We start from the raw sequence: 24,313 nt of genomic DNA on the forward strand, positions 1-24,313 counted from the left end.
GGAGGAAACAATTATGATGGAATTATCCGATGTTCGCAACGAGTTAGAAAAAACCGCTAAGAAATTAGTGGACTTCAGGGGGTCTCTTTGACTTAGAAAACAAAGAGACTAGCATGCAGGAATTAGATGAAATGATGATGGAGCCGGGCTTCTGGGATGACCAAGACGCAGCTCAGAAAGTCATTTCACAATCGAATGCATTAAAAGACGTAGTAGGCGAATATCACGAGTTAAGCGAGACGCAAGAAAATCTAGAGATGACGCTTGAACTTCTACGTGAAGAAGCTGACGAAGAGTTACAAGAAGACCTCGTATCCGAATTAAAAGAATTTAAAAAGAAGATGGATCAATTCGATCTTCAAATGTTATTAAGCGATGAGTTTGATAAAAATAGTGCAGTAGTGGAAATACACTCAGGCGCAGGCGGCACCGAGTCCCAAGACTGGGCGTCTATGTTGCTTCGTATGTACACTCGCTGGGCAGAGCACCATGGCTTTAAAGTCGAAACACTCGACTATCAAGCAGGTGACGAGGCAGGAGTGAAGTCGGTGACACTCGGAATTAAAGGACATAATGCGTATGGCTACTTGAAAGCGGAGAAAGGTGTACATCGACTCGTTCGGATCTCACCATTTGACTCTTCAGGCAGACGCCATACATCCTTCTCTTCTATTGAAGTGATGCCGGAGTTTGAAGGCGACATCGAATTGGATTTGAAGTCGGAAGATATTAAGATTGATACGTATCGTTCAAGCGGCGCCGGCGGACAGCACGTTAACACGACGGACTCAGCTGTGCGTATGACTCACCTTCCAACGGGTGCAGTTGTTACGTGTCAGACGGAACGTTCACAGATCAAGAACCGTGAGCGTGCGATGAATCTTTTGAAAGCGAAGATCTACCAGATTCGCGTCGAGGAAGAGGAAGCGCGTTTGGCGGATATCCGTGGCGAGCAGAAGGAAATTGGATGGGGTAGTCAGATCCGTTCTTATGTGTTCCATCCGTATTCTATGGTGAAGGATCACCGTACGAATGAGGAGACGGGTAATGTGAGTTCTGTTATGGATGGCGAGATTGACCAGTTCATCAATGCGTACTTGCGTTCAAGAATTTCGTAATGGTTTAAAGACAGCCCAGCAGGTCAGTTTATCTGACTTGTTGTGGCTGTTTTTTTTTAGTAGAGAGGCTCGCGGGGGTGTTGGGGTGGTGATTGGCGCTTCGGAGGGGACGCTTTCCTGAGGGTTCGCGGCGAGCCAACCAGTCGCAAGCTCCCTTGGTTGTCTCGCCTGTCGAACTGATCCTCTAGGAGTCGCCCCTCCTACGCGCCAATCCCTTGCATAGTGAGTGGGTGCCACTTTTTGTAGTGTTTTAAAATTTCTAGGCTTTAAAAAATAAAAAAAATGATTTTTCGTATGAAGTAAAGGATTTAGCGCAGGCTACGACTTGGACTTAATCAAAAAAACGAACTAAATGCACTTGATTTTGAAATATTTCAAAGATGTTACAATGTTACAGATTATTACAATGTACGACTTACATCCATCCACTTTATACGTAGGATTGGAACGGAAGCTGGGGGCGACTCCTGGGGAATCAGAGTGATCTTGAGACCCTGGACTGAGCGTAGCGAGGGAAGCGGCTCAAGATTGCTCCCCCGGAAATGCGTCCCCCAGCTGCAGTGGAAATCCCGAACCACTCTCCATTGTCACCTTTTTATTACAAACATTTCTAATAATAAATGTTTAAGAAGCGGATTTTTGGTCAATACTATATTATGTACTCATTACCAAACCGTCCTTTTAGGCTAAATTTAGGCAAATAGCATAATTATCCATGGATAATTAGAAACTTTGTCATATCTGGTGCCCATTCACGGTCGTTTTTTGGTATACTACTTGTGTTACAAAAATACAAAGCAAAAGGGAGGATATTACATGAAGAACAAACTACTAGCTACACTTTTCGGAGCAGCACTAGTTCTTGGCGCTTGTGGTGGAGGCGACGATAACGCTTCAGAGCCAAAAGACGACGCTGCAAACGACAACGGCGCAGCTACTACTGAAGTAGATGCAGAAGCAGTTGTACAACAAAGCTGTGCGTCATGTCACGGAGGAAACTTAGAAGGTGGAGCAGGTCCAGCACTTGAGGACGTTGGTGCAAGACTTTCTGAAGAAGAAATCCACGACGTGATCGTTAACGGTAAAGGCGCTATGCCTCCTGGTATTATCCAAGGCGAAGAAGCAGACGCAGTTGCTGCTTGGTTAGCTGAAAAGAAATAATTCACATTACGATCGTTTCCAAGATAACATTGGGAACGATCTTTTTTTGTACATAATTCCCGAAGAAAATCCAAACTTCTACCAATTTGCTAGCTTGATCAATTGATACATAACTGTAATACATGATAGAGTAAAGCCCATGCTATAATAAAAATGGCGAATATGAGAGAAAAACAAAATTCAGGTGGTTATCATGTATGATTGTAATGAAAAATGTATACAAAAAGTACCCGAATGGTGTTATAGCCTCTAACGGAATTCATGTCGAAATCGAAAAAGGGGAATTTGTATATGTCGTTGGTCCAAGTGGTGCAGGTAAATCCACGTTCATCAAAATGATGTACCGTGAAGAAATCCCAACTAGTGGATTGATTTACTTTAACAATACCGAACTAACGAAAATGCAAAGAAAAGATGTCCCTTATTTGAGAAGACAAATTGGCGTGGTGTTTCAGGATTTTAAGCTACTGCCGAAACTGACTGTCTACGAAAATATTGCGTACGCGCTGGAAGTGATCGAAGAATCGCCGAGCGTTATCCGTAAAAAAGTGACAGAAGTGCTGAAATTAGTTGGGCTCACCAAAAAGATGAGAATGTTTCCAAATGAATTGTCAGGTGGAGAACAGCAACGGGTGTCGATTGCACGATCCATCGTCAATCAGCCCACATTAGTCATCGCAGACGAACCGACAGGGAATTTGGATCCGGAGACTTCATGGGAGATCATGAAGATTTTTGAACGTATAAATGCACAAGGTACGACGATTATTATGGCTACACACAATAAAGACATTGTAGATAATCAAAAACATCGGGTGATTCAGATCGAAGGCGGGCTCATCACACGAGATGAGTACGAAGGAGATTACTCAAATGAAATCTAGAACATTACGACGTCATATTCGGGAAAGTTTCAAAAGTCTAAGTCGGAATGGTTGGATGACCTTTGCATCCGTAAGTGCTGTTACCGTGACCTTATTGTTGATCGGTGTGTTCATCGTCATCATGATGAACTTGAATCAACTAGCGGATAACATCGAGAATGATGTGGAAATCAAAGTAGTCGCAGAGCAAAATGCAACTACATCACAAGTTGAGGAACTAATGAAGAAAGTCAAAGAGACCCCAGGCGTTGCCGAGGTCAAGTACTCCTCACGTGAACAGGAATTAAATCAAATGATTCAATCATTTGGTGAAGAGTTTGCGCTATATAAGCAGGACAACCCTCTCGGTGATGCATTATATGTAAAGGCAGATGATCCGAAAAATACGGCATCAGTCGCACTAGAACTCAGCACGTACGATTATACATTTGATGTGGAGTACGGAGAAGGTAAAGTAGAAAAGTTGTTCAATGTACTGAAAATTGGACGAAATGTTGGACTAGGATTGATTTTGGCATTGTTGTTTACGGCAATGTTCCTCATATCGAATACAATTCGACTCACGATCGTGGCACGACGTACCGAAATCGACATTATGAAACTGGTCGGTGCAACGGATAGTTTCGTGCGGATTCCTTTCATGCTCGAAGGAGTGTGGCTTGGGATTTTCGGCGCGATTATACCGATGGTTTTAATGACGACATTTTATTCGCAACTGTATAGTTTCTGGGAAGGTCGTTTGCAAAATGAGTTATTCCATTTGCTTGACCCAAGCCCGTTCTTATTACAATTAAACTTCTTACTGTTATTCGTCGCTGTTTTTATTGGCGTATGGGGCAGTTTCATGTCAGTCCGGAAGTTTTTGAGAGTGTAAGTGTTCGTATCGAAGGGAGAACTAGAATTTGAGAAAGAGAAATCGAATCATTTCAAGTGTCCTTGCGGTTTGCTTGCTGACCACAACGGTCGGCAGTGCAGACGTATTCGCAGACTCTCTGAAAGATCTGCAGAATGAAAAAAAGGCAGCAGAAACTAAAAAGAAAAATTTGGATTCTACTATCCAGAAAAAAGAAACCCAAATACAGGAAAAGCAATCGAAAGTAGATGTGCTGATCAACCAAATTAAGAAACTGAACGACAAGATAGAAGAGACCAATCAAAATATGGACAGAATCATTGCAGAAATGAATAAGACCAAATTAGAGATTGAAGAACTTCAAGCGTCTATTAAAGAATTAGAGATTCGTATCGAGCAGCGGGACGAAGTATTGCGTGAGCGCGTTCGTGTCATGCAAGTCAAAGGCAATAAAGTCAGTTATCTCGACGTGCTTCTTGGTGCCAACAGTTTCGCGGATTTCATTGACCGTTTCTCCGCAGTGACGACACTGATGGACGCGGATCGTAAAATCATTGAACAGCAAGAACAAGATATGGCGCAGTTGGAAGAAGAAAAGAAACTGGTGGAGCAGAAATTAGCTGAACAAGAAGAGCGCCGACAGAAGATCCAGGCGATGAAAGATGAATTGCAGCAAAAGAAGCTAGAAAAAAGAGATGTTGTCAATGAACTTGAAAGAAGTCAGGAAAAACTTTCGAGTGAAAAAGGACAATTAGAAGAAGAATACAGCGATACGGTTGAATTCAGCAAAACGTTGGAAAAGAAAATCGTCGCTGAACAAGAGCGTTTGGCTGAAATCGTGAGAAAAGAACAAGCGAGAAAGCTGAAACTTCAACAACAGAAAGAAGCGGCAGCAGCAGCTGCTGTTTCAGCGCAAGGCGGTTCGGCTGATTATTCAGGTCCACTCCCTTCTGTTTCGAGCGGCTTTTGGACAAAACCGACTAGCGGGACCCTCAGTTCAGGATTTGGCTGGCGCATCCATCCAATCACTAAAGTGAAAAAGCAACACCGCGGTATGGATTTAAGTGCACCCTTGGGAACTCCAGTTGTAGCAGCCGGAGATGGTGTTGTATCGTATGCAGGTAGCATGGAAGGCTTTGGGAATGTCATTATGATTACACACTCTGTGAACAATCAGATTTTGACGACGGTTTATGGACATCTTTCTTCGATCGGCACAAGCTCAGGCAAGTCGGTAGGAAAAGGTGAGTTAATAGGAGCGGTTGGTTCGACAGGTTTCTCTACGGGCAATCATTTGCATTTTGAAGTGCACGTTGGAAACTTCTCTGCCACTGGTCCAAGTGCAGTCAACCCATTGCATTACGTTTCTTTTTAATATAGCATGAAATGAAAACCTGCCTGAAAGGGTGGGTTTTCATTTGTTCATAAGGAGAAAAGGGGGATGAGGGATGCCAGTAACGCAGTATTATCCAATCGGCTCGATTACGTTGCCGTCTTCATGGATTGCGCTCATTGCGGGCTTCATAGTTACCTATCTTTTCATTCGATTGTACGTTGGTAAAGTGCATGGCGAACGAGTTAGCAATATATTTTTCAATGTCATCATCATTTGGAAGTTGTCCGTAGTGTTGACGGATTTTTCTATGGTTATTAAAAACCCGTTATCTATTCTATACTTTCACGGCGGCACGTTTGGCTGGATCCTCGGACTGATCGTCGCAGGGTTATTGATAATTCGGCGAGTATATAAAGAGAAGTGGGAACGTAAAGATCAGTGGGCGCTATTACTTGCATTCATTTGCTGGCAAGGGGTCTATCAAATCGCTATGGCGTTTCTGAATGAAGGCAGTCTCCTAGCGAAAAGTGGAACCGTACTATTGTTTATCGCTATTTTTCTATTGGCATGTTGGAGCGAACGAAAGAAAGTGAATACGGTCAGCGAGCTTGCAAGTGTATTCGTAGCGGTTCATTTTCTCGTCTCGGCACTGCAAGGAAATGTATTGAATACAGCATGGATCACGACCATTTTCATCGGATTGCTTATGTGGGCAGTAGAGAGAGTGTCTTCGCAACCAATCAGCAGAAGGGAAGAGATAGAGTGAGCAAGAAAACGATTGGATATATTATCACGGCATTAATTATCGGTACGCTGATTTTCATTATGGTGCAAAATAATGCTGGAAAGAAAGAATCGGCTGAAGCACCGGCTTCACAAGTAAATCAACAAGAAGCGTTGCTTGCGGAAGAGGAAGGTTTGGAGCAATATTCACCGGCACCGGACTTTACGCTTGAAACATTGGCGGGCGATACGGTGACACTTTCTGAGTTAAAAGGTAAGAAAGTTATTCTGAATTTCTGGGCGACTTGGTGTCCACCGTGTAAAGCAGAAATGCCACATATGGAAAGTTTTTATTCGAAATTAACGGATGAAGATCAAGTGGAATTAATCGCTGTGAACGTTACAGAATCAGAGAAGATTGGGATTAGTGAAGTGGAAAAGTTTATCGATTCATATGGATTGAGCTTCCCGATTCCACTGGATAAAAAGGCGGAAGTGACGCAGAAATATGGCGTGTTCTCGATGCCGACAACTTATATGATTGACACAAAAGGTCTCATAGCGCAAAAGATCATTGGACCATTGGATGAAAAAAAGTTGAATGAATTAGTCGATTCTATGGACTGAAAAAAGAGTCTGTTCTCGTGTCGTAACTTCTTGTCTACCTTCATATAGTGGAGGGAGGAGGAGGTTATGAATGCGTAAGAGCAGGCTTTTTTTAGTAGGTGTATTATTGCTGATCGGCGTTATTTGGCTGAATGGCTGCGGTAAGCAGAAAGCTGCACAAAATGAAACGATCAGTCAGCTGCCTGTAGTAGACGAAGTGTTTGAAAAGATTCAAGAGAGAGCCGTATATCCGGTCAAGAAGGACGAGCTGATTGAAGGAGCATTGCGTGGTATGACCGATACGATTGGCGATCCGTATTCTACGTATTTGACTGAGCAAGAAGCTGTGTCTCATCGCGAATCGCTGGCTGCTTCACGTGTCGGAATCGGAGCGGAAGTAACGCGTACAAATGGCAAGTATATTATTGTTGCGCCTATTAAAGGAGGACCAGCAGAAAAAGCCGGATTGCAGCCGTATGATGAAATTGTGCGTGTCAACGGTGAACGATTAGGGAATGAAACATTGCGAGACGTAGTAAATAGTATTCGCGGCAAGAAAGGGACGGAAGTGAAGTTGACGATTTTCCGGCCTGAAGCGGATAAGCATATGGAATATACGATTACCCGCGATAACATGCCTGTGCAGTCTGTATCGCATCAACTACTTGAAGAACGGGATGCTAAGCTTGGGTACATAGCGCTAAGCATGTTTGGTGAAGAGACGGCACAAGAGTGGCAAAAAGCTACGTCTGACGTCATTAAAAAAGGCGCTCAAGCGCTCATCATTGATGTGCGCGGTAATCCAGGAGGTTATTTGAAGGCTGTTTCCGAAATTTCCAGCAGTCTATTGGACGAAGATCGAACATTTGTCGTAATGCAAGATGCAAAAGGGAATTTAACCCCTGTTTCAACAGAAAAGAACGAGAACCTTTCATTCAATGAACGATTGAAAATGATTCCAATTGTTGTCGTTCAAGATGTCGGCAGTGCGTCAGCGAGTGAAGTATTGAGTGCGGCAATCAAAGATTTAAAACGCGGATCAATCATCGGTACTACAAGCTTCGGAAAAGGGACCGTGCAAGAAACGATGGAATTATCGAATGGCGGAGAATTGAAGCTATCGACGAATAAATGGCTAACGCCTAAAGAGAAGTGGATTCACGGTAAAGGGGTCACTGCGGATATTGAAGTGAAGCAGAATAAATTATTTACAGAGCATTTACAGATGGTGACGGACACAATGAAGGAAGGCCATTTCAATGATGAAATCGCTTATGCGCAACGCATGCTCAAAGCATTTGGTCATCGTCCAGGTAGAACAGATGGCTATTTCGACCAAGAAACGGCAGAGGCTGTACAGGCGTTCCGCACAGAGCATGAAATCAAAGAGGGTTATGATATGGATCGAGAATTCTTTACTACGTTGAAAACGGCTGCAGAAGAATATCGGGCAGAGCCAAAGAATGACAAACAATTGCGTATGGCGATTGATTTCCTCATCAATGAACTAGCAAAATAATAGCGGAGGCGGTCTGGCAAGGTCTTGGTGACAAGACTTTAAACGGGCAGCCTCTTTTTTTGTTGTGCAATTTAGCTTAAATTGGAACTTCCTATAAGAACTCTCTCGCTATTTTCCTTCTTTTTTTGTACAATGAAGAAAAGAGCTGTAAAGACAAGCGAGAAAGGTGACAGAAGATGTCTAGCGAACTATTACTTAATTTGAAAGATGCATTACTTTACTTTTTTCTGAATCCAGTCTGGCTAATCGCTCTCGTCGCTGCCTATATGCTTGGCAGTAAACGGGTAAGCCGTGAGCGAGCAGATTTCAATGTGGGCATAAACAAAGGCTCCACTGAAATGAAACACATGATTTCAGTCGGTTGGTTGCACGGTCTCGTCCTGTCGATTGTCATTGCAGGCGTTGGATTGATCGTCGACTTTAACTGGATTGTCATTTTATCTATCGTCATGTTGCTCGTCATTGTATCGTTCTCCTTTAAGTTAGCTTCACCGATCTACTATGCAACGATCGCGTTCTTTGCGTTATGGGCACTCGATCGATATGCAGGAGACTTTTCAATCGGCACATGGTTCGTTCAGGAAGATCTGAACTTCTTCGGTACATTAGCTATTACGGTACCGATTATTGCAGGATTGTTGTTAATTTCGGAAGGCTTATTGGTTCGTCGTCATGCGGCGCGTCATACGTCTCCCACATTCGTTCCGACTCAGCGTGGAATGCGCGGGGCAATCTACCAATCTAAATTACTATGGCTCGTACCTGTTGTGTTTTTAGTACCAGGACATATGGTAGTGGAATTCGCACCGTACTGGCCACAATTCACATTAGGTTCGGAGCAGTTTTCATTCATTCCGGTGCCTCTAGTCATTGGATTCTCGCAACTAGTAAGATCGACGTTCCCTGATGTGCTGTTCCCTAAAATGGGTAAAGCCATTGCTTGGCTCGGTATTGCTGTTGTTGCTGTAGGTATTGGCGCTATTTGGATGCCGGTGCTTGGTTGGGCTGCGTTGCTTGCGGGTGTACTATGCCGTCTCTTGTTGAGCGCTATGATTTCGATTTCAGAACGCAATAAACAAGTACTATTGGTACCTCAATCCGAAGGGGTGTATGTTGTAGCGGTTCTTGGAGATTCTCCAGCAGAGAAGATGGGTATTGTCCCAGGAGATTTGATCAAGTCGGTGAATGGGATCTCAATTCACAATGAAGATGAATTGTATGATGCGATCCAAGTCAATGCGGCACATTGTCGTTTACAAGTAATCGGTCGCGATGGTGAAGTTCGTTTGAAACAGCAAGTGCTGTTCCGTCATGACCACTTCCGTCTAGGCATTGTGGTTGTGCGATAAAAGGAGAGAACAAACAATATGCATGATTTCGAAACGAAGTTGATGCTTGCGATGTTTTTGCCGGGAATTTTAGTTGTGTTTTTTACGCGCGTGACATTTCATCACGTCGTGGGACTCATATTGACAGTGGCGCTCATTGCGGCTTCCGTTTATGCAGGATATACGCATAACTGGATGTTGTACGTAGCAGATGCAGTGTCACTGACAGTCGGTTTTTGGCTTGCGTCACGCATGGTGAAAAATGCTCGACTTAATCAAGCCGAGGAATGACAAAAGCGGTTTTCAAAGAGCAAATATGCTTTGAAAACCGCTTTTTGTTTTGTAAAATAAAAGTAACTGTTTTAACGGTCACAGCTCTGGGGAATAGTGAGAGTAAGAGTTAAAATAAACTATAGACAGCGAGCACGGCAATCGTGCCGATCACGACGAACATCACGTCTAGGCCAAAGAATGCGAGCGCAAAGGCAGTAATAGCTCCAATGATACCGAATAAAATATCATCTTGGATATGTAAAATAGCAGGAAATATAAGTGCACCGAGTACAGCATACGGAATATTGCGCAACACACCACTGACGATCGGTGGCAATTCTTTACCGTCGAGAAGGGTTAAGGGAATCATGCGCGGCAGATAGGTGGCAACTGCCATTCCGAGTAACATCCACCAATAAGAAGCACCCATCAGTTTTCCTCCTTTTGCTCAGTAAAGCGTTCAACATTTTTATTACTCTTCGTATAAAGGATTTCGACGAAGATGGCGGAAGCGAGTGTCGCAACCAAAATCGACCAGCCTGTAGACAATAAATTGGAATAATACAGTGCGCAGTGAATCGCAGCTGCAATTGCGGCAAGTAACACGACTTTACGGTTGCCTTTCATGGAAGGGACGAGTAGTCCGATGAACATTGCGTACAACGCAACAGACATAGCCTTTTGCAGAAACTGCGGTAAGTTGGCTCCGATGACGTGACCCACTGCCGTAAAGATCACCCAACTGCTGTACGCAATCAACGCTACGCCAAATGCGAAGGCCGTTGTGATCTGACGGTTCTTCTGCGTCGCAAGGACCGAAAATGTTTCATCGGTAATGCCGAATGCATAAATGGCTTTCTTCCATTTCGGTGCCGGCTCTACTTTTTCACTTAAGGCAGCTGTCATCAGGAAGTGCCGGATGTTGACGATAAATGTATTGGTGACAATGAGCCACGGTGCAACGCCTGTCGCAAGTAGGCTGAGCGCCATATATTGTGCGGCTCCAGCATAAACGAACAAGCTCATTGCAGTGGCTTCCAAAATCGAGAGGCCGGTCGTTTTAGCAAGCAGTCCGAATGTCAGCGCGACAGGGAAATAGCCAATCGCGATGCTCATGCCTGATTTCAGCCCATGGAAAAAGGTTGTATTCACTAAGCAGCCCATCTTTCTTTTACTAATCTGACAGCTAGTATACTATAACTAGACAAATTCCACAGCAGTATGACTAAAAATTTTGATAATCGGTGAGGGTGTTGGTGATGAATGAATGGCTATCGATAGATAAAGTGGAGGAATTGGCGGCGCAGTACGAGGCGCTAGGTTTTTTAATGGGATTAATTCCACCGTTCGTGGAGGCCTTCTTGCCATTTTTGCCGCTCGTCGTATTTGTTATCGCCAATGCGATCGCCTTTGGATTTTGGCTAGGCTTTGTGCTTTCTTGGGTAGGTACCGTGGCAGGATCGTATGCGGTGTTCTTGCTTGTACGTAGGTTCGGTGAAAATCGGTTTTTCTCGTTTCTCACGCGTCCTGTGAAGGTGCAGCAGTTGATTCAGTGGGTGGAGCGTAATGGCTTCGGTCCGTTATTTGTATTGATATGTTTCCCGTTTACACCATCTGCTTTGGTGAATTTGGTGGCGGGCTTGTCGAATATGAATAAGAAGAATTATTTGTTTGTATTGATGCTTGGTAAGCTGGTGATGATTATGATGATTTCGTTTATTGGGTATGATGTGCGGGCGTTGGTTACGCAGCCGGTCCGGACGTTGTTGATGTTTGTGGTGATTTTCTTGTTGTGGTTGGTGGGTAAGTGGTTTGAGCGTAGGTTGACGCGCAAGGTGGAGGATGATTTTAAGAGTTTTTCTAGTGTGCATGGTGGCGGCAAAAAAGAATAAAGGTTAACGGTTCCTGTCTCTCTTTTCTTTCGGTACAATGGAAGGAAGAGGGATGGGGATTTTTTGGTTGAAGTAGAGTGGAAGTGAAGGTGAGTGGAATAGCACCGTTGATCGACGTTCCAGGCGGACGCTTTCCCGAGGGCGTGGCTTGAGCCAAGCGAACAGCGAAGGGTTCGCTTTGCCGTATTTCTGTGTACTTTACAGAAATTAAGGCATCTGTGCGGGGTCTCAAGGCGCACGCTGATCCTCCGGGAGTCGCCGCCTTCCACTTACGATCAACTATTTTGTGGTTCTGATTGGTGTGACGGATTACTTTCAAGAGTTTTAGTGATAAATAATAATGTGTTGGGTCATGGCTCGACTGGTTGTTGGTGACTGATGATAGTGAGTGTCTGCTTTCTGGACCCGCGCAGGCACGTGGGGGATTGCCTCCAGCCATGAGCCAACTAGCGGTGAGGCTGCTAGCTGTCTCATGGCCACGGCCGACCCCGCAGTTGTGCCTGCGCTACTAAGTATTTACCAAGTTCGGTTGTGGTTTATAGTAGATCAAACCAGTGACTGGATAGTACTAGTTTCTATTCTTGCAAAACAAGTGCCTGAACTGCCCTACCCCCAATCTAACGTAGGCGGCTGCCAGTGGTAGGCGTAGTAATGAGACAGCCAGGCGCACTTCCTGTCTGGCTCATTGCGGGAGCCATCCACCACCGCCGAAGTGGGGCCAATGCCCGCCCCACTTACATAGCCAGTCAAACCGCTACCTTTGCATAAAACAAGGAAGAGTAAAGGGGTTGCAAAAACAACTACCCAACATCGTATCCTACTTACTAGTGCGAACAAAAAATCCGTGTACTCGAAAAACAAGTGCCTGAACCGCCCTACACCCAATCCAACGAAGGCGGCTGCCAGTGGTAGGCGTAGTAATGAGACAGCCAGGCGCACTTCCTGACTCGCTCATTGCGTTAGCCATCCACCACCGCCGAAGTGGGGCCAATGACCGCCCCACTTACTATTCATATACACCAGCGTCAAAAGAAAGGGGAGACCGCTATGTCATTGCGCTTCGTTACCGGACGTTCCGGAACAGGAAAAACCACCTTCATTGAAAAAGAAATCGCACAAGAACTGAAAGAACGCCCAATGGGAGCCCCCATCATCGTCATCGTGCCCGACCAACTATCCTACTCGATGGAATACAGCCTATCCGTCAAGTCAGGATTAACTGGCATGATCCGTGCACAAGTCCTCACATTCAAACGTCTCGCGTGGCGGGTGCTGCAAGAAGTAGGCGGCATCACACGTGAAGAAGTGGACAGCTTCGGTTACCGCATGCTTGTGCGTAGCGTGCTAGAAGAGAATAAAGAATCGTTTAAGCTATTTAAACAAGCCGCTTCCAAGCACGGGTTCGCTGAACAAATCAGCGACATCATGAAAGAATTCAGCAAATATTGTATCGATCAGCAAGCGTTTACGGAATTAAAAACTTCGCTAGCAGAAAAGCAAGCGCCTCGTATTTTGCAGGATAAGGCGCATGATTTACAGCTGTTGCTTGAGAAGATTGAAGAACGTCTAGGAACGACGTATATGGACAGTGAAGGGCAATTGAACGCACTAGCTGATCAGTTGGCGCATTCAGAATGGTTGCAGGATGCGTCGATCTACATAGACGGCTTCGGTGATTTCACGACACAGGAATACAATATAATTACGCAATTAATGAAGTATACGAAACGTGTGACAGTCGTATTGCCAATGGAAGAAAAAGTGCATACTAGTGAGCATGAGTTATTCCATACGGCTCAGCAACAATATGAAACACTTCAACAACTTGCATACAGTGAGTCGGTAGATCGTGAAGAACGCGTGCATTTAACGGAGTCGCAGCGCTTTTCAAATCGTGAATTGGCTCATCTAGAAGAGCAGTTTGATCACTACCCTCCTAAAGCATTTGAATCCGAAGGGGCAATTCAGATCATTGAAGCGTCCAATCGACGTGCAGAGATTCATGCGGTAGCGCGCTCGATACGTAAAATGATGCGAGAAGGTAAACGATATCGGGGCATGACGGTTTTAAATCGTCAACCAGATGTCTATAACGAATTAATTCAAAACATCTTCACGCAATATGATATACCGGTTTTCATTAGCCAGAAAAAGCCGATGCTTCATCATCCATTGATTGAATTTGCGCGATCATTGCTTGAAGCCGTGCGCACGGATTGGTCGTATGAAGCAGTGTTTCGGGCTGTGAAGACGGACCTGTTTTTCCCTGTCAATGAAAGTAAGCAAGTATGGCGAGAGCGTGCAGATCGTCTGGAGAATTTCGTGCTCGCAAAAGGAATTCATGGTAAATCCCGCTGGCAAGACGAAGAACGCTGGAAAGTGAGTCGCTATAGAGGGCTCGAGAAGATTAAAACCATTCAGACGGATGAAGAACTGGCAACGCAGGCGGAGTTTGCCGAGACGCGCGATCTGATTCGGGAGCCGATTGAACAGTTACAGCAGAAATTAAAAGCAGCTGTGACAGGAAGAGACGTAGCGGAAGCTTTGTTTTATACGCTGGAGTCACTGAATGTCTACGATAAAATAATAGAGTTACAGCAAACTGAACAGAAAAATAATCACCTACAAGCAGCCGCTGAACATGAACAAGCGTGGACGAGTTGGATTAATGTGCTCGATCAGTTCGTGTTGATGTTCGGAGAGAAAGAATTGCCGATTGCAGAAGCGATGAAAATATTGGACGAAGGATTCGATACGCTGGAATTCAAATTAATTCCGCCTTCGCTCGATCAAGTCACTGTGACGACTGTGGAGTTATTTAATTCGATGGATGTGGAAGCGGTGTTCGTACTCGGCGCGAATGAAGGAATATTGCCACTGCGAAATGATCATGAAGGATTGCTTTCGGATAGTGACCGCGAGTTGTTTAGTGAAATTGGAATTACGTTGGCACCCACGACGAAACTTCAGCTTATGCGCGAGTCGTATATGGCGTATCGTGCGTTTACTGGAGCCAGTGCACGTTTGACTGTCAGTTATCCAATTGCTGATGAAGAAGGAAAAGCGTTGATTCCGTCGCTTTATATTCCAAGATTGCAGCAAATCGTATCGAATATTCCTACAGAGATTGCCGTTATTGAGCCGACAGAGTTGTCCGAAGTAAAAGACAAGCTGGTCTATATCGAACATCCGGACGTTGCGCTGTCTTACGCAATTCGAATGATGCGCCAAGCATCGACTCAAGAAGAAATTGCGCCTGAATGGCAAGCGGTTCTCTCCTATTATAAAGAAGATCCCCTTTGGTCTTCAGTTATAGAGTCGATCATTCAACCCGCGTTGAAGCGACAGAAAACGGAGCTTCTTGATTCGGAATTGACGACTGGTTTATACGGGTCATCCTTTACGACGAGTGTCTCGAGAATTGAATCGTATTATAGCTGTCCGTTCCAACATTTCACGACGTATGGCTTGAATTTACAAGAGCGTTTTGAATTCCAGCTAGAAGCACCGGATATCGGGGATTTATTCCATGCGGCATTGAAATGGGTTTCGGATGAAGTGATGCGCCAAGGCTTATCTTGGGCGGCATTGACGAAAGAGCAGTGCTGGCAGTTAGGCCGAGAAGCGATTGATGCACTGGCGCCGAAGTTTTTCCATAGAATTTTATTATCAAGTCAGCGCTATGCATATATTCAGCGGAAATTAATGCAAATCATTCAACGGACGATTCGCGCATTGCAGTCACAGGCTCGCAATTCAAGCTTCACGCCGATTGCGATTGAAGCAGGATTTGGTCCGAATGAAGAAATTGCACCGCTTGAAATCAACCTAAAAAATGGTCAACAGATGCATATTCGCGGACGCATCGACCGGATCGACACGATGAAGAAAGACGATCAAACTTTCTTGCGCGTGGTGGATTATAAATCATCAGCCCGTGCGCTTGATTTAACGGAAGTGTATTACGGCTTATCGCTGCAAATGTTAACGTATCTCGATGTGGCGCTTGAGCACGCAGAAGACTGGTTAGGCGTCTATGCAAATCCTGCGGGTGTGCTGTATATGTACGTTCACAATCCGATGTTGCGATTGACGAAAGAGTTGAATGAAGACGCTATCGAAAAAGAATTAATGAAATCATATAAAATGCAAGGCTATATAGTGGAAGACGCAGATGTGGCGCTCGCAATGGATGACCAACTGGAAAGTGAGTCACTCATTATTCCGGCGCGTTTGAAGAAAGACGGCTCGTTTTATTCGACTTCAAAAGTCGTGCCGCCTGAAGATATCAATATTTTGCGTTCGTATGTCCGCAAGAAACATCAGCAAGCAGGGGACGGTATGTTGTCCGGCGATACACGCGTCTATCCGTACCGCTTGAAGGAACATATGCCGTGTACATTCTGTTCGTATCAATCGATTTGTCAGTTTGATAGTACGGATCCGACACAGCCTACACGGAATTACACAGCCTACAAGTCAGAAGAGTCATTAGAAAAGATGCGGAAGGAGATAGATCCAGATGCGAATTCCAGATAAGCCGCCACACGAGACGTTTACCGACGAGCAGTGGAAAGCAATTCACGCGTCCGGTAAAGACATCCTCGTATCGGCTGCGGCAGGTTCAGGAAAGACGAAAGTTCTCATTACACGGATGATTGAAAAAGTATTAAATACAGAACACCCGTTAGATGTCGACCAGTTATTAGTTGTGACGTTTACGAATGCGGCTGCCGCTGAAATGCGTCATCGAATGGCTAGTGCGCTTGAAGAGGCGATTGCTGAAAATCCTTCTTCTGTCCATTTGCGCAGACAGTTGAATCTGCTCAATAAAGCACAAATCTCTTCCTTGCATTCATTCTGTCTGCAAGTCGTTCGCCAGTATTCGTATGTACTGGATATAGATCCAGGATTCCGTATTGCGGATACAACGGAAGCAGCCATTTTACGCGATGACACAGTAGCAACGGTTTTGGAGGAGGCGTATAGTCAGCCCGATCCGGAAGCGATGTATCGCCTAAGTGATAGCTTTACAGCCGACCGTAATGATCAGGCAATCGAGACATTGATTGATAAACTGTATGACTATTCACGTGTCCATCCGAATCCATCACACTGGTTGGAGTTGATCCCAAAGCAGTATGAAATTGGTGACGAGGCGACGATTGACGACTTGTCGTTCATTGATTCGCTGAAAGTATCGATCCAACATACGCTTGAAGAAGCAAAAACGGTGACGCGCGATTTACAGCGAGTAGCGGAAATGAATGATGGACCGTTGCCGTTACTAGAAACCGCAAAAGCCGACGAAGCATGGATTGACGGCGCGCTCGAATATATGCTTCACGGCAAGTGGGAAGACGCGTTTGCCTACTTCCAGACGTTGAAGTGGGTGAAGGCGGGCACGATTCGTAAAGATTCGTGTGACGAAGACTTAGCCGCACGAGGTAAGTCGATGCGCGATCAAGTGAAGAAAATCGTTACCGCGTTAAAAGACACGTACTTTACTCGGACACCTGCCAGATTATTGGAGGAAATTCGTTTGATGGCGCCGCTCATGCACACGCTTGTCGGATTGGTAGAGGATTTCACGGCACGTTATCAAGCGTTGAAAGAAGAGCGCGGCTTAGTGGATTTCTCGGATCTTGAGCACTATGCGTTACAGATTTTATCTGAAGAAGTAGATGGGGTACTCGTTCCTTCCGATATTGCGAACGATTACCGCAATCGATTTGCGGAAGTATTAGTGGATGAATATCAAGATACGAACTTCTTGCAAGAGGCTATTTTACAATTAGTCAAGCAAGGTGGAGAAACGGACGGCAATTTATTCATGGTAGGGGACGTTAAACAGTCGATCTATCGTTTCCGTTTAGCTGAACCGGGATTATTTTTAGGGAAGTATGATCGTTTTACAACAGACGTAGACGATCAAGGCTTGAAAATCGATTTGAATGCCAACTTCCGGAGCCGTAAAGAAGTACTGGACGCAACGAACTTTATTTTCAAGCAGATTATGGGGACGCGTGTCGGGGAAATTGAGTATGACGAAGCGGCTGCGTTGAAGTACGGTGCACAGTATCCTGAAAAAGACGTGTCAGCTGGACTGACGATTTTGTATGAGAATGAAGAAGATGAATTGTCTGAGGAGCAAGAAGCCCAGCAAGAGTTGAAGAAATCTCAGGCAGAAGCGCGTTTCATTGCGCAGAAAATCAAGACATGGAAAGACGAGAAAGCACAAGTGGCAGATGCATTCAACGGTAAGCAACGTCCACTCGAATACAGTGATATCGTCATCCTTATGCGCTCGATGACTTGGTCGAGCGAAATTGCGGATGAATTAAAAGCCGCTGGGATACCTGTCTATGTATCATTGTCTTCAGGCTATTTTGATGCGATTGAAGTCATGATCATGCTCAATACATTGCGTGTCGTGGACAATCCATATCAGGATATTCCACTCGTCTCAGTGTTGCGTGCTCCTTTTGTCGGCATGACGGAAAATGAGCTGGCACAAATTCGTCTTGTTAATCGCAATGTGACGTTTTATGAAGCGCTACAAACCTTTATGCAAACAGGTGGTGCCGGAGTCAATCCAGCGACACAGGAAAAACTTCAACGCTTTTTCTTGTTGCTGGAAGACTGGCGGAATAGGGCGCGTCATGGTTCGTTGTCAGAATTGATTTGGCAAGTCTACCAAGATACGCATTATTACGAAATGGTCGGAATTTTACCGAACGGAAAACAGCGCCAAGCCAATCTACGTGCTCTCCATGATCGGGCGATGGCTTATGAAAAAACATCATTCCGTGGACTGTTCCGTTTCCTTCGATTTATCGATCGCATGCGTAAACGTGGCGATGATCTTGGGGAAGCGCGGTTCATGAGCGAAAAGGAAAACGTCGTGCGTATCATGACGATCCATTCATCAAAAGGCTTGGAGTTCCCGTATGTATTTTTAGCGGGGATGGGGCGTCCGTTCAATAAAATGGACTTTAATCAATCGTATTTATTCGATCAGCATTTCGGGCTCGCTGTTAAAGCGATTGATCCCGAGAAACGTATTATGTTCACGTCACTACCGTTTCTAGCGATCAAAGAGAAGAAGGAGCTAGAGATGCGGGCAGAGGAAATGCGGGTGCTCTACGTGGCTATGACGCGTGCTAAGGAGCATTTGGAGCTGATTGCCTCGGTTAAAGACATTGAAAAGACGATGAACAAGTGGCAAGAAGCACAGCTACTGGATGAAGATGCGCCTCTACCGGAATACAAACGTTCACGGGCGACGGGTTATCTAGATTGGATTGGACCGGCTGTCGCGCGTCATATAGACTTTGGAAAATTCGGTAAGACAGCTGGCGGTGAATTAATGGACGACGCGTCTTCGTGGGAAGTCAATGCGTATCCATTTTCTGCTTTCCATAGTACCGATGAGATGGAGATTGAAGATTGGATTCCTATTGACCAAGAGGCGGCAGTGGCGGATCCGAAGTTAGTTACAGAAGTGCGCAATCGTTTTGATGCACAGTATCCGTATGAATTTGCGGTCGGTTTGTCTTCCAAGCAATCGGTCAGTGAGTTAAAGCGGATTGCATTGCTTGAACTAGAGCGGGGAGATGCGGATCCGTTTGAAGAGTTGGAGCCAGACGTCACGAAACGAATTTCCAATCTTCATGCACGTCCATCATTTTTGCAGAAACGTTCCTTAACAAAAGCAGAAATTGGTACGGCGATGCATACTGTCATGCAGCATCTTCAGTTGAAAGCAGAACTGGATCAAGCCAGTGCCAAGGAATTCGTCGAACAGCTTGCGAAGCGTGAGTTGCTGACAAAAGAAGAGGCGGCTGCGATTGACGTTCAGGCGATTATCGCATTTTTCCATACGACACTTGGCCAACGAATGGCTCAAGCCGATCAAGTGTTGCGTGAAATGCCATTTACCTATGCGTTGCCCGCTATAGAAGGCGAGTATCAGTTACTGCAAGGTATCGCGGATTGTCTGTTCCATGAAGACGGCGAGTGGGTGCTCGTTGATTATAAAACGGATGATGTCAGTAAGTTTCATTCGGATCAAGCGATTGCGAAAGAAATGCAAGTCCGTTATGGCACTCAGTTGAGTTTGTATAAAAAAGTATTGGAATCCATTCTCTCGATTGAAATTAAAGAAATGGTGCTCTACTTATTTAGCGGAGCAAAAATCATTAGCTTACAGGAGGAATTTGTTTGAAGTTGACACCTACATCCCTTACGGAGCGAGTGGAAGCACTCGATTTCTTAAGGGGTATTGCGTTACTTGGAATTTTGATAGCGAATATGATTCATTTTCATTCGCCATATGCGTATATGGATCCGTATTCCTGGTACACCATTCCGCATGAGCAATCGATGTTCCATTTTATTGATGTATTTATTGAAGCCAGTTTCTACCCACTATTCGCCATGCTGTTTGGCTATGGCTTGAATATGCAGTATGAAAAGTCATTGAAAAATGACACGTTGTTTGCGCCGTTCATGGCACGACGTATGGGAGTTCTACTAGTTATCGGTGTGTTGCATGCGGTACTCATTTGGTCTGGCGATATTTTGTTTACGTATGCGCTCATGGGATTCATCATGATTGCGGTGATCCGGATTCCAAAGAAGTGGTTACTGGCGCTGTCGTTAGTTATTTATTTTGTGCCGACATTATTGTTGTACAGTATTTTGGCGCTTACTCGTAGTGCGACTTCATCGAATATGTTGGATGGATTTGAAGATGTTCAGCAAATTGAACGAGCGATTGCCGCCTATGCAAACGGCACGTTCGGCGATATTTTCGCTTTTCGTTTGAATGAATTCTTCACTTTTCAAATCATTGGCTCGATTACAGCGGTCTTTATCATTTTGCCGTTGATCATGTTCGGAGCAGCATTATCGAAATTCAAAGTCGTCGAGCGTATGTATGCGCTGAAAGGGAAGTTGCTGGTAGCCATGCTAGTATTTATTCCGATTGGCGTTGTTTTGAAAAACATTCCGAGTTGGGATGGGCCAAAGTTTGAAAATATTTTACTCGTTCAATCGATATTCGGTGGACCCATTCTGACACTTGGATACGGAGCGATGTTCTTATTACTGTTCCAAATCCCATTTTTAAAGAGTATTACGCAACCTTTTGCAAAAGTTGGCAGGATGGCATTCACGACGTATATTATGCAGTCGGTTATCGCAACGTTGATATTTTATTCATATGGAGCAGGTCTGTATGGTAAAGTAGATATAGTGACCGGCACGTGGTTGGCAATCGGAATTTTCGTAGTCCAGCTCATTATTGCGCAGGTTTGGTTAGCGAAATTCCGGATGGGACCACTCGAAGCCATTTGGCGGAAGTTGTCGTATGGAAAGAATTTCGCCGTTAAAGAGGAAAAAAAGTAGATTTTGTCGTAACATAGGAGTATGTGAATTCACATGGAAAGGGTTGGGTATTCAAATGAAATTATTGTCATTCCGTTACGAAGGACAGACTTTATTCGGACCAAAAGTTAAACGTGAGGAAGCTGTGTGGGATCTAATCGCAATGGCTGAGGCATTGGAACAAACTGATTTCCCTAAAACGATGATCGAAGGCGTTTCCCACGGCATGGATTTCGTGGAGGAAGTTCGTAAATTGGTAGAGAAAACTGAAGCTGAAGGAAACGTAGAGCAGTTCAAGCATGCGTTCACTGACATCGAATGGTTATCTCCAATTCCACGCACACCGAAAAATGTGTTATGCGTAGGGAAGAACTATCTTGATCATGCAGAGGAACTTGGATCGAAAGCACCTGAGAAATTGATGATATTCACAAAATCCCCTACTTCAATTGCGGGAGACGAGCAAACGTTACCGATCCACAGTGAAGTGACTGATTCATTAGATTACGAAGGTGAACTGGCGGTTGTGATCAGTAAGACGGGCAAAAACATTCCAAAACAACTGGCATATGATTACGTGTTCGGCTATACAATCGGTAATGATATTACAGCACGCAATATCCAATCGGAACACAAGCAGTTCTTCTTAGGAAAAAGTTTAGATGGTTCTTGTCCGATGGGTCCTTATGTGGTGACGAAAGACGAAATTCCAAACCCACAAAATCTATCCATTGTAACGAAAGTGAATGATGGTGTGCGCCAAAACGGTAATACATCTAATATGATCTTTAAAATTGACGACTTGATTGCTGAAATCTCCAAGTACGTCACGTTGGAGCCAGGCGATGTAATCTTGACAGGCACGCCAGCTGGTGTTGGTAAAGGTATGACACCTCCAACGTACTTGAAAAAAGGCGATACAGTTAAAGTATCGATCGAAGGGATCGGTACACTAGTTAACCGTTTCGAATAATACGCAAGTCTATGAGGTAAACAATAGAATAGTCGTAGCTTGAAAGATATGGTAGAATATCAATCGACTATACTAATAACGAGGTGGAAGTAATGGGATTTTTAACTGATACAACCCATATGCATATTTTTACATGGGTAGTAGGTGTTGTACTATTTTTAGTAGCAGCAAGTATGGCAAATGGAACAAAAGGAAAAAAGATTACACATATGATTTTGCGTCTGTTCTATGTATTGATCATCATCACAGGAGCTGCGTTATTCTTTAAGCATATGAGTATTGATTCCATGCTATATGGCATCAAATTTGTACTGGGTATTTTGACAATCGGATTTATGGAAATGGTTCTCGTTCGCGGAAGTAAAGGGAAGAACACGGGTCTTATGTGGATTCTCTTCGTCGTCGCGCTACTTGCAACGATGTTCGTAGGTTTCAAATTACCAATGGGCTTCAACTTTTTCGCATAATGACTACTGATCGATAAGGAGATGGAAGAATGGCAACACAAACAGGCTGGATATTTTTGATAGTGATCCTGTTACTGATGGCGTTGTTTGCCGTCTCCGTTATCGTCAGTGCGCGAAGGCAGCGGGATCCGGACTTCTTTACTGAAGACGATAACTCATAACCATGCGCGAGCAGTGGGGGATTTTTCCTCTCCTGCTTTTTTTATTTGGTTATTCGACATTCTTTCACAAGATTGCCGTATTTATAGAACGTGTCAATGGTTTTCATAAGAAAGAATGGCGTGGTCATCAGCTGTTTGATAAACTAAAAGAAGAGTGTGTATGAGGAGGATTTACTAAAGTGAAACGAATATTCGGACTACTGGCAACAGGTTTACTTGCCCTATCGATAGCACAACCCGCTTTTGCAGATACCGACAGAACGTTCAACGACGAAAGTATCTATGATTTACTTGTCGACCGCTTCAATAACGGACTAGGAACGAATGACACGGAAGTCAACGCACAAGACCCGAGTAAATTTAACGGGGGAGACTTTGCTGGAATTAGCAATCGATTGGAACATTTGATCGATATGCATTTTACGATGATTTCGGTCGGACCGGTTTTCAAAACGGCTTCTTATGATGGCAATGAAGTCCTTGACTATAACGAGATTGAGCCGCACTTCGGTACTACGGAAGAGTTTATTGCATTGATTGATGAGATGCATGCGAATGATTTAAAAATCATGGCGGACTTCCCGCTAGTAGGTGAAGTAAATGATCCCGCTGTCCAGGATGAACTACTGAAATCAGCTGTACAATTTGTTTCTGATTATGAGTTGGACGGGCTTCGTCTGACGAAAATTGCTAACGCAGACACTGAGTTCCTGAACAACATGATTGAAGCCGTGAAAGAAGCGAATGAAGGACTATACGTGATCACCAATGAACAAAGTGATGCGGCATTTGACAGTGTACCTGCTGAAAAACAAAGTGCAGCTATCCAAGAATCATTCGTGCAAGTAGATCCGGATACCTCTTCATTGGATCAATTCAGTAATGATGACGCTGGAAAGTTACTACAGTTTGATGATTTAACTGGAACCCGTTTTACATATAAAATGGTGGAACTACGTCAATTCCCACCAACACGTTGGAAAGTGGCGACAGTGGCACAATTCATGCTTCCTGGTGTTCCGTTAGTACCGTATGCGACAGAAATTGCTGTTAATGGTAAAGAGGCACCGGAATCCCACCCGTTCTTCAACTTCAAGACAGATATGGAGTTACAAGAGTGGATTGGTGATCTGAATACGCTTCGTAATGATTCAGATGCACTTCGCACTGGTGATTTTAAGTTCTTGCATAATGAAGATGGATTTGTTGTGTTTGAACGTTCCAATGAGGATGAGAAGTGGATTATTGCGTTGAATAATACATCTGAAGTGCAGAGTTTGGAAGTGAACCCGAGTGAACTTGGGGAGAAGAAGAAGCTTCGCGGTGTGCTTGGTCAAGATTTGATCAAGGAGACGAAAGATAATCAGTATCATGTGGTGCTGGATCGTGAGACTGCGGAGATTTATCTTGTAGAGGATGATAAAGGATTCAATACGCCTTATTTGATTGCTTCTATTTTGGTTGTGGTGTTGTTTATTGGATTCCTATTCCTTGTTATTCGTAAAGGGAAGCAGAGTCGGGTTGAGAATGCTGTTAATCAAGAGAAGTAAGACTACTGTTGATTAACGTTCCAGTCGAACGTTTTCACATGGGCTAATGCATTAAACTTTAAGAGTTAATTTAAAAGAA

The 24,313-nt window shown here is 44.4% G+C and carries 22 protein-coding genes; 20 read left to right on the plus strand and 2 right to left on the minus strand.

Going from position 1 to position 24,313, the window contains the following annotated elements:
* The first annotated feature begins 16 nt into the window (after nucleotides 1-16).
* From prfB to SporoP32a_RS13910, 10 genes are all read left to right on the plus strand, one after another.
* A protein-coding gene (gene prfB, locus SporoP32a_RS13865) for a peptide chain release factor 2 (RefSeq protein WP_157130021.1) occupies nucleotides 17-1,118 on the plus strand; the annotation gives its coding sequence in 2 pieces (ribosomal slippage) (nucleotides 17-88 and nucleotides 90-1,118; 1,101 coding nt in all).
* 816 nt (nucleotides 1,119-1,934) lie between these two features.
* The gene (gene cccB, locus SporoP32a_RS13870) at nucleotides 1,935-2,279 is read left to right on the plus strand and encodes a cytochrome c551 (RefSeq protein WP_085428435.1); all 345 of its coding nucleotides are present in this window, start codon (nucleotides 1,935-1,937) and stop codon (nucleotides 2,277-2,279) included.
* 197 nt (nucleotides 2,280-2,476) lie between these two features.
* Entirely contained in the window at nucleotides 2,477-3,163 is a 687-nt protein-coding gene (gene ftsE / locus SporoP32a_RS13875) for a cell division ATP-binding protein FtsE (protein WP_085428436.1), read from the plus strand.
* Nucleotides 3,153-4,037 (plus strand): permease-like cell division protein FtsX, encoded by an 885-nt coding sequence (gene ftsX, locus SporoP32a_RS13880; protein WP_085428437.1) that lies wholly within the window; start codon nucleotides 3,153-3,155, stop codon nucleotides 4,035-4,037. Before ftsE ends, ftsX begins: the two co-directional genes overlap by 11 nt.
* Before the next feature lie 28 nt (nucleotides 4,038-4,065).
* Nucleotides 4,066-5,391, plus strand: a complete 1,326-nt coding sequence (locus SporoP32a_RS13885; protein WP_232319542.1) for a murein hydrolase activator EnvC family protein — start codon at nucleotides 4,066-4,068, stop codon at nucleotides 5,389-5,391.
* Between the two features lie 73 nt (nucleotides 5,392-5,464).
* Nucleotides 5,465-6,118, plus strand: a complete 654-nt coding sequence (locus SporoP32a_RS13890; RefSeq protein ID WP_085428438.1) for a hypothetical protein — start codon at nucleotides 5,465-5,467, stop codon at nucleotides 6,116-6,118.
* The gene (locus SporoP32a_RS13895) at nucleotides 6,115-6,702 is read left to right on the plus strand and encodes a redoxin domain-containing protein (protein ID WP_085428439.1); all 588 of its coding nucleotides are present in this window, start codon (nucleotides 6,115-6,117) and stop codon (nucleotides 6,700-6,702) included. Before SporoP32a_RS13890 ends, SporoP32a_RS13895 begins: the two co-directional genes overlap by 4 nt.
* Before the next feature lie 70 nt (nucleotides 6,703-6,772).
* Nucleotides 6,773-8,200, plus strand: a complete 1,428-nt coding sequence (locus SporoP32a_RS13900) for a S41 family peptidase (protein ID WP_085428440.1) — start codon at nucleotides 6,773-6,775, stop codon at nucleotides 8,198-8,200.
* 176 nt (nucleotides 8,201-8,376) lie between these two features.
* The gene (locus SporoP32a_RS13905; protein WP_085428441.1) at nucleotides 8,377-9,549 is read left to right on the plus strand and encodes a PDZ domain-containing protein; all 1,173 of its coding nucleotides are present in this window, start codon (nucleotides 8,377-8,379) and stop codon (nucleotides 9,547-9,549) included.
* Between the two features lie 18 nt (nucleotides 9,550-9,567).
* On the plus strand, nucleotides 9,568-9,819 hold the full coding sequence (locus SporoP32a_RS13910; RefSeq protein ID WP_085428442.1) for a CsbA family protein: 252 nt from the start codon (nucleotides 9,568-9,570) through the stop codon (nucleotides 9,817-9,819).
* 109 nt (nucleotides 9,820-9,928) lie between these two features.
* On the opposite strand, the gene SporoP32a_RS13915 is transcribed toward SporoP32a_RS13910, so the two are convergent.
* Both SporoP32a_RS13915 and SporoP32a_RS13920 read right to left on the minus strand, forming a co-directional pair.
* Complete coding sequence (locus SporoP32a_RS13915; RefSeq protein ID WP_085428443.1) at nucleotides 9,929-10,231, minus strand: AzlD domain-containing protein; 303 nt, start codon at nucleotides 10,229-10,231, stop codon at nucleotides 9,929-9,931.
* Nucleotides 10,231-10,917 (minus strand): AzlC family ABC transporter permease, encoded by a 687-nt coding sequence (locus SporoP32a_RS13920; RefSeq protein ID WP_232319651.1) that lies wholly within the window; start codon nucleotides 10,915-10,917, stop codon nucleotides 10,231-10,233. The genes SporoP32a_RS13915 and SporoP32a_RS13920 overlap by 1 nt, the downstream gene beginning before the upstream one ends.
* A 143-nt stretch (nucleotides 10,918-11,060) precedes the next feature.
* On the opposite strand from SporoP32a_RS13920, the gene SporoP32a_RS13925 reads away from it, so the two are divergent.
* From SporoP32a_RS13925 to SporoP32a_RS13955, 10 genes are all read left to right on the plus strand, one after another.
* The gene (locus SporoP32a_RS13925; RefSeq protein WP_085428445.1) at nucleotides 11,061-11,693 is read left to right on the plus strand and encodes a TVP38/TMEM64 family protein; all 633 of its coding nucleotides are present in this window, start codon (nucleotides 11,061-11,063) and stop codon (nucleotides 11,691-11,693) included.
* Nucleotides 11,694-12,329: 636 nt separating this feature from the next.
* Nucleotides 12,330-12,461 (plus strand): hypothetical protein, encoded by a 132-nt coding sequence (locus SporoP32a_RS17375; RefSeq protein WP_257788340.1) that lies wholly within the window; start codon nucleotides 12,330-12,332, stop codon nucleotides 12,459-12,461.
* 137 nt (nucleotides 12,462-12,598) lie between these two features.
* Nucleotides 12,599-12,796 (plus strand): hypothetical protein, encoded by a 198-nt coding sequence (locus tag SporoP32a_RS16920; protein WP_157129991.1) that lies wholly within the window; start codon nucleotides 12,599-12,601, stop codon nucleotides 12,794-12,796.
* Nucleotides 12,741-16,232 (plus strand): helicase-exonuclease AddAB subunit AddB, encoded by a 3,492-nt coding sequence (gene addB / locus SporoP32a_RS13930; RefSeq protein ID WP_085428446.1) that lies wholly within the window; start codon nucleotides 12,741-12,743, stop codon nucleotides 16,230-16,232. The genes SporoP32a_RS16920 and addB overlap by 56 nt, the downstream gene beginning before the upstream one ends.
* On the plus strand, nucleotides 16,216-19,920 hold the full coding sequence (gene addA / locus SporoP32a_RS13935; RefSeq protein WP_085428447.1) for a helicase-exonuclease AddAB subunit AddA: 3,705 nt from the start codon (nucleotides 16,216-16,218) through the stop codon (nucleotides 19,918-19,920). The genes addB and addA overlap by 17 nt, the downstream gene beginning before the upstream one ends.
* On the plus strand, nucleotides 19,917-21,104 hold the full coding sequence (locus SporoP32a_RS13940; RefSeq protein WP_085428448.1) for a DUF418 domain-containing protein: 1,188 nt from the start codon (nucleotides 19,917-19,919) through the stop codon (nucleotides 21,102-21,104). The genes addA and SporoP32a_RS13940 overlap by 4 nt, the downstream gene beginning before the upstream one ends.
* A gap of 55 nt (nucleotides 21,105-21,159) precedes the next feature.
* On the plus strand, nucleotides 21,160-22,056 hold the full coding sequence (locus tag SporoP32a_RS13945; RefSeq protein ID WP_085429095.1) for a fumarylacetoacetate hydrolase family protein: 897 nt from the start codon (nucleotides 21,160-21,162) through the stop codon (nucleotides 22,054-22,056).
* Between the two features lie 92 nt (nucleotides 22,057-22,148).
* Complete coding sequence (locus SporoP32a_RS13950; RefSeq protein ID WP_085428449.1) at nucleotides 22,149-22,523, plus strand: YisL family protein; 375 nt, start codon at nucleotides 22,149-22,151, stop codon at nucleotides 22,521-22,523.
* A gap of 29 nt (nucleotides 22,524-22,552) precedes the next feature.
* The gene (locus SporoP32a_RS17275) at nucleotides 22,553-22,684 is read left to right on the plus strand and encodes a resistance to Congo red protein (protein WP_233192393.1); all 132 of its coding nucleotides are present in this window, start codon (nucleotides 22,553-22,555) and stop codon (nucleotides 22,682-22,684) included.
* A 179-nt stretch (nucleotides 22,685-22,863) separates the two neighbouring features.
* Nucleotides 22,864-24,234 (plus strand): alpha-amylase family glycosyl hydrolase, encoded by a 1,371-nt coding sequence (locus tag SporoP32a_RS13955; protein ID WP_085428450.1) that lies wholly within the window; start codon nucleotides 22,864-22,866, stop codon nucleotides 24,232-24,234.
* Nucleotides 24,235-24,313: the final 79 nt, after the last annotated feature.

It is taken from the genome of Sporosarcina ureae (assembly GCF_002109325.1).
GTDB lineage: Bacteria > Bacillota > Bacilli > Bacillales_A > Planococcaceae > Sporosarcina > Sporosarcina ureae_C.